Origin of the sequence: Amycolatopsis sp. NPDC026612 (assembly GCF_040638285.1) — a bacterium.
In the GTDB taxonomy this organism is placed as follows: domain Bacteria; phylum Actinomycetota; class Actinomycetes; order Mycobacteriales; family Pseudonocardiaceae; genus Amycolatopsis.
Window position 1 is genome coordinate 1 of sequence record NZ_JBEZYB010000163.1, and the last position, 6,138, is coordinate 6,138.

The window sequence follows — 6,138 nt, forward strand, 5'->3', positions numbered from 1 at the left end:
ACCGGCAACCGGTGACCCGTGCCAGGATCGCCGCGGTGCGCGGCGTGAACGTGGACGGCGTGATCCGGACGCTGCTCGCGCGCGGCCTCATCGAACCCCGCACGCCCGCCGCCGCGAAGATCTCTTCGGGACTCACCCGATCATGATGGACCGCAGCCGCCCGACCTCCGCCATCCGCCGCTCGGCGAGCCGGTCGGCCGCCGTCGCCGGGGGCACGCCGTCGGCCTCGGCCAGCGCGAAGACCGCCTTCGTCGTGTCGTAGATGGCTGTCGTCTTGCGCTTCGCGCGGTCGAAGTCGAAGCCGTGCCGCTCGTCGTCGGCCTGGATCACGCCGCCGGCGTTCACCAGGTAGTCCGGCGCGTAGAGGACACCGCGGTCGGCGAGCTGCTTGTCGACACCGGCGTGCGCGAGCTGGTTGTTCGCCGCGCCGCAGACGATCCGCGCGCCGAGGACCGGCACGGTCTCGTCGTTCAGGACGCCACCCAGGGCGCAGGGCGCGAAGACGTCGAGCTCGGTGCGCAGCAGGGTGTCCACATCGGACACCACCCGGACGTCCGGGTGCACCGACCGGGTGCGCTCGATCGCCGGCGCGTGGACGTCGGTGATCGTGACCTGCGCTCCCGCCGCCACGAGGTGCCCGACGAGGATGTGGCCGACCTTGCCGACGCCGGCCACGCCGACGCGCTTGCCGGCCAGCTCCGGGTGGCCCCAGACGTGCTCGGCGGAGGCCCGCATGCCCTGGAAGACGCCGAACGCGGTGAGCACGGAGGAATCGCCGGCGCCGCCGTCTTCGGGCGAGCGCCCGGTGACGTACCGGCACTCGCGGGCCACGACGTCCATGTCCTGCACGTACGTGCCCACATCGCACGCGGTGATGTAGCGGCCGCCCAGCGACTGCACGAAGCGCCCGTACGCGCGCAGCAGCGCTTCGGACTTGAGGGTCTTCGGGTCGCCGATGATGACGGCCTTGCCGCCGCCGAGGTCGAGCCCGGCCAGCGCGTTCTTGTACGCCATGCCCCTGGACAGCGCGAGCACGTCGTCGAGCGCGTCCGCTTCGGTGGCGTAGGGGTGGAAGCGCGTCCCGCCGAGGGCGGGTCCGAGCGCCGTGGAGTAGATGCCGATGATGGCCTTGAGGCCACTGGCCTCGTCGTGGCAGTACACGACTTGTTCGTGCCCGGTGCCCCGGGCGAACACTCCTTCGGTCACGGGTGGTGACTCCTTTGTCTCCCGCGCCCGGTTCGTGGCCGGGACGCGCTTCGGGTGGCCGGGAACCGGCGTCGGGCGGAGGTCGTCCGCCGCTGTGCCGGGTCCCGGCACCAACCTAGATCCCCGCCGTCCGCCGGACCAGCGGAGGTCCCGCGATACGGACCGGTAGGCCGGCATTCAGGGGGTCCATAGGGGACCGGTCAGCCGCGCACCACCGCGCCGAGCGTGCCCATCGCCGTTTCGAGCTGGGTGTCGGAGAGGTACGGCGCCGGGCCGAAGCGCAGGTGGGCACCCCGGCTGTCGGTGCGGACGCCGTGGGCGGCCAGTGCCGCCTGCAGCCCGGCGGCGTCGGCGCAGCGCAGCGAGAGGAACCCGCCGAACATCGCGAGCGGCGTCTCGCGGTCGCGGGTGACGACGTCCTCCGGCAGCCCGAGCTTGTCGAACACCGACGCGAGCAGCCCCACCTGGTGTTGCGACACCTCGCGGAGGAACTCCGGCGTGAGGCCGTGCTCGGCGAAGAACCGCTGGACCCGGACGCCGCGGTAGTGGCTCGCCGGGTCGTAGGTGGCGCCGGCGAACCGGTCGCCGCCGATGGCGTAGGGCACCTGGCCGGGGTGGCGTTCGTCGGCGAGCGCGCCGAACTCCGCGTACCAGCCGGTGATCACCGGCCGCAGCTCCTGGGCGTGCGCGGGCAGCCGCAGGAAGCAGTTGCCCTCGCCCAGCTGCAGGTACTTGTAGCCGCCGCCGAGCACCCAGGCGTTGGTGAGCCCGAGGTCGTGCAGCGCGAACGGCACCACGCCGACCGCGTGGTAGGCGTCGACGACGAGCTCGATCGAGCGGTCGCGGCAGACGTCGGCGAGGTGCGCGAGGCCGGGCACGAGCCTCGACGTCTCGAACAGCACCGCCGACACCAGCACGGCGGCGGTGTTGCCGTCGACTTCGCCGGCGACCCGCTCGGCGAGCGTCGTGACCGGGTCGAGCGGCACCCGCACGATCTCGACGCCCTCCTCTTCGAGGCGGGCGAGCTGACGGCGCAGGGTGTGGAACTCGCCGTCGGTGGTGACCAGGCGCGGTCGTCGCGGCAGCTCCATCGCCGACAGGAAGCGCAGCACCAGGTCGTGCGTGCTCGCTCCCAGCGCGTACTCGCCGTGCGGGTCGCCGAGCAGCAGGCGGAAGCCCGCGCGCAGCTCGTCCGCCTTGGCGAAGGCGCGGTCCCACTTGCCGTCGACGTCGCGGGCGGCGTCGGCGAAGGACTCCAGCAGGCCCTCCTCCGCCACGTCCGGCCAGGCCTGGTGCGAATGCCCGGACAGCAGCAGGCGTTCGGCCACCGCGAACCGGGAGTAGTGCGCGGCGAGGGTGTTGTCGTCCGCGCGCAGGTCGTCCAAAGTGGTCACAGTCGGCTCCGTACGGCCCAGAGATCCGGGAACATCGGCTGGAAGAGCGTGGTACGCAGGTAAGTGGCGCCGGATGATCCTCCCGTCCCGGTCTTGTCGCCGATGGTGCGTTCGACCATCTTCACGTGCCGGTAGCGCCACTCCTGCATCCCTTCGTCGAGATCGACCAGACACTCCGCGACGATCGAGGGTCCCTCGTCGTCGCTGTACACGTCCAGCAATATCGCCTGCAGGGCCGGGGACGGCTCCACCGGTCGAGTGACGTCTCGGTCACACTCGACCGCATAGCCAGAAACCTTGAGGTACGCGACAAAAGAGTCGAACAACGACGGCCGCGCCATCGCTTCGGCGATGCGTTTCCGCTGCTCGCCGTCCTCGGGGTAGTGCGCGAACACGCGCTCGTCACGCCGCCCGAGCACCGCCTCCAGCTCGCGGAACTGGGCCGACTGGAAGCCGCTCGAAGCGTCCAACCGGGTGCGGAAACTGGTGAACTGGCTCGGCGTCATGGTTTCCAGCACGTCGATCTGCGCGACCGCGACCTTCAGGATCGTCAGGATCCGGCGCAGCGTGCGGATCGAGTGGGCGGTGTTGCCCTCTTCGAGGTTGCGTTGCAGGAAGTCCGCCTCGTGCAGGATCTGCTTGAACCACAGCTCGTACACCTGGTGGATCACGATGAACAGCAGCTCGTCGTGCTCGTCGGACCGCAGGCGCTGCGCATTCAGCACTTCGTCCAGCCCGAGGTACGAGGTGTAGCTCAGAGCTCCCTGGGTCGCTGGGTTTTCCGGGGTCGAACCCCCGGCCCCGCCCACGGGGCACGCCCCCTGGGAATCCCCGGTGGCACTTTGATCGGTCATCCTCGGGTCACCTCGTCGAAGTGGCGCTGAGCGGGTCTCGCGAGCGCGGTGTACAGGTCGTGGAACAGGTCGACCGCCACCGGACGGCAGTCCGGGACGGGCACCAGATCGGCGGGCAGTTCCGGGTCGAGCGACGGGAACATCCGGAAGGTGTGCACCAGCCGGGTGCGCACCTCGAACGCTTCGGCGTCCGGGGGCTCACGTCCCGCGTACCCGCCGAACTGGCCGACGAACGCGGCGTACCGCGCGGCCAGGTCGTCGAGGTCCCAGGCCCGGCCGGCGAACCGGCGGACGTCCAGCGCGGCCGACGGACGGCCGAGCAGGAGCCCGGCGTGCTCGGTGACGTCCAGCTCCCCGAGCAGGGCGACAACCTCGGCCTCGCGGTCGTGCGGGGCGATCCAGGTGCCGTCCTGGTAAGGCCCGAACCCGAGGAACCGCAGCCGCCTGACCAGGCTTTCCCTGGCCGGACGGCGGCTCTCGGGGATGCTCTGCCACAGCACCGTCCACTCACCGGCGGCGCGCTCGCGGCGGCCGAGGGAGAAGATCCGGTGGTCGCCGTCGGCGAGCAGCGCGACGGTCCGCCGGGTCAGCGAATAGTGCACGGTGCGGCCTTCGCGGTGGCGCTGCAGCAGGCCGCGGCGCACCAGGCGGGTGAGCGCGATCCGGGCGGCGCCGTCGGAGAAGCCCAGCTCGGCGAGCACCGCGACCAGGCCGCCCGACCACACCCGGCGGGTTTCGCGCGGGTGCACGTAGCTGCCCAGCAACGTCATGACCAGCTCCTGAGGGCTGGCTTCGAAGGCGTCTCCGGGCACGACCACAACTCTATACACCCCAGGCCGCTGCGGTGTAGCTTGATTTGCGTGACGTACTTCGCGGAACTCAGCTCGCCGCAGGTCGCTGCACTGCCGGACGCGGGCCGGACGCCGGTGCTGCTGCTTCCGCTGGGGGCGATCGAGCCGCACGGCCCGCACGCGCCGCTCGGCACGGATCCGCTGATTTCGCGCGGGATGTGCGAGCGCGCGGCCGACCGGCTGGCCGCCGACGAGGACGTCCGGGTGCTGATCCTGCCCGAGGTGCCCTACGGCGTGACGCGGTTCGCGGCCGGGTTCGCCGGCGGCGTGCACATCGGCGAGGAGACGCTGCACGCGCTGCTGGTGGACATCGGGGCCGCGCTGATCGGCCAGGGGTTCCGGCGGATCCTGCTGGTCAACAACCACTTCGAGCCCGCGCACCTGGTCACCCTGCGGCGAGCGGCGGAAACGCTGAACTTCGCCTACGACGGGCGCGTCGCGCTGCTCGACCTGGTCCGGCGGCGGCACGCGGAGCGGCTGACCGAGGAGTTCCGGTCCGGCGAGTGCCACGCGGGGCGGTACGAGACGTCACTGGTGCTGGCGGACCGGCCCGAACTCGTCGACCAGGCGCTGATGCGGGAGCTGCCGCACGTGCCGGTCAGTCTCGCCGCCGCGGCCGGAGACGCGGGTTTCCGCGAGCTGGGGATGACCGAGGCGTACTGCGGCGCCCCGGCCGAGGCGACCGCCGACGAGGGCGAGTCGACCTTCTCGACGTTGACCGACCTGCTGGTGGAAGCGATCCGGGAGCTGGCCCGTGAGTGAGCCGTTCAACCTCGCCACGCACTTCCTCGACCGGCACGTGACGGAGGGCCGCGGCGACCGGACGGCCCTGCTCGTCGGGGACCGCGCGATCAGCTACGCGTCGCTCGCCCGGCTGGCCAACCGGATCGGGAACGTGCTGCTCGACGCCGGCGTCCGGCGTGGACAGCGGGTGCTGCTGGCGATGAGCGACGGCGACGAGTTCGTCGCGGCCTGGTACGGCGCGCAGAAGATCGGCGCGGTCACCGCCGAGGTCTACCCGTTCCTGCAGCCCAAGGACTACGCGTACTACCTCGGCTACACCGAGGCGGCCGTGGTGCTCGCCGACGCCGTCACGCTCCCCGCCCTGCGCTCGGCGGGTGCCACCGGGCTGCTCGTCACGGGCGTGCCGGACGAGGAGCTGCTCCCCGGCGAGCGTCCATTCCGGACGTTGGTCGACGCCGCGCCGGATTCGCTGGAAGCCGCGCCGACCACTGTGGACGACGTCGGGATCTGGAAGTTCACCACCGGCAGCACGGGCGCACCCAAGGCGTGCGTGCACCCCCTGCGCAGCCCGCGGGAAAGCTTCGATCGGTACGCCGCCGGGGTCCTCGGCCTGCGCGAGGACGACCGGGTCCTCGCCGTGCCCAAGCTGTTCTTCGGCTACGCGCGCGACCTGGTGGCGCTGTTCCCGTTCGGCGTCGGCGCGGCCGGGATCGCCTTCCCCGAGCGCAGCACGGCGGACCTGGTGTTCGAGCTGATCCGCCGGCACCGGCCGACCGTCCTGGTCAACGTGCCGACCATGATGAGCGCGATGGTCGCGCACCCGGCCGCGGCGGACCAGGACCTGAGCTGCCTGCGGATGGCGACGTCGGCGGGCGAGGCCCTGCCTCCGGAGCTGCACCGGCGGTGGGACGCGACCTTCGGGGTGCCGGTGGTGGACGGGATCGGCTCGTCCGAGGCGTACCACATCTACCTGTCGAACCGGCCGGGGGGGGGGGCTGGCGGGGCGCCCGGCGCCCCCCGTGCCCGGTTAACCGCCCCCGGGCAGGTGGAGGGGGGGTTGCCGGTGCCCGGCGGGGGTAAAGGGGCGCG

Annotated in this window: 6 protein-coding genes and 1 pseudogene; 3 read left to right on the plus strand and 4 right to left on the minus strand. The window is 72.0% G+C overall.

Annotated features, from left to right (window positions below; all coding sequences use genetic code 11):
- Positions 1–95 (plus strand): annotated as a pseudogene (locus tag AB0F15_RS44730) (SMC-Scp complex subunit ScpB); the annotation flags it as partial.
- A gap of 37 nt (positions 96–132) precedes the next feature.
- Here AB0F15_RS44730 and AB0F15_RS44735 read toward each other — a convergent pair.
- The 4 genes from AB0F15_RS44735 to AB0F15_RS44750 all read right to left on the minus strand — a co-directional run bounded on the left by AB0F15_RS44735 (position 133) and on the right by AB0F15_RS44750 (position 4,266).
- The gene (locus AB0F15_RS44735) at positions 133–1,206 is read right to left on the minus strand and encodes a Glu/Leu/Phe/Val dehydrogenase dimerization domain-containing protein (protein WP_360283990.1); all 1,074 of its coding nucleotides are present in this window, start codon (positions 1,204–1,206) and stop codon (positions 133–135) included.
- 200 nt (positions 1,207–1,406) lie between these two features.
- Positions 1,407–2,600, minus strand: coding sequence for a kynureninase (locus AB0F15_RS44740; RefSeq protein ID WP_360283992.1), 1,194 nt, complete (start codon positions 2,598–2,600; stop codon positions 1,407–1,409).
- A complete protein-coding gene (locus AB0F15_RS44745) occupies positions 2,597–3,454 on the minus strand; it encodes a tryptophan 2,3-dioxygenase family protein (protein ID WP_360283994.1) in 858 nt (285 codons plus the stop codon). The genes AB0F15_RS44740 and AB0F15_RS44745 overlap by 4 nt, the downstream gene beginning before the upstream one ends.
- Positions 3,451–4,266, minus strand: a complete 816-nt coding sequence (locus AB0F15_RS44750; protein WP_360283996.1) for a PaaX family transcriptional regulator C-terminal domain-containing protein — start codon at positions 4,264–4,266, stop codon at positions 3,451–3,453. Before AB0F15_RS44750 ends, AB0F15_RS44745 begins: the two co-directional genes overlap by 4 nt.
- Positions 4,267–4,314: 48 nt before the next feature.
- On the opposite strand from AB0F15_RS44750, the gene AB0F15_RS44755 reads away from it, so the two are divergent.
- Both AB0F15_RS44755 and AB0F15_RS44760 read left to right on the plus strand, forming a co-directional pair.
- Positions 4,315–5,067 carry a creatininase family protein gene (locus AB0F15_RS44755; protein WP_360283998.1) on the plus strand — a complete coding sequence of 251 codons (753 nt, stop codon included), beginning with the start codon at positions 4,315–4,317 and terminating at the stop codon, positions 5,065–5,067.
- Positions 5,060–6,138 (plus strand): AMP-binding protein (locus AB0F15_RS44760; RefSeq protein ID WP_360284000.1); only part of this gene is annotated, 1,079 nt, incomplete at its 3' end. The genes AB0F15_RS44755 and AB0F15_RS44760, both read left to right, overlap by 8 nt.

What these genes read in the sequence shown, in the direction of transcription:
- AB0F15_RS44745 (WP_360283994.1), bottom strand. Translation starts at nt 3,454, where the DNA reads ATGACCGATCAAAGTGCCACCGGGGATTCCCAGGGGGCGTGCCCCGTG.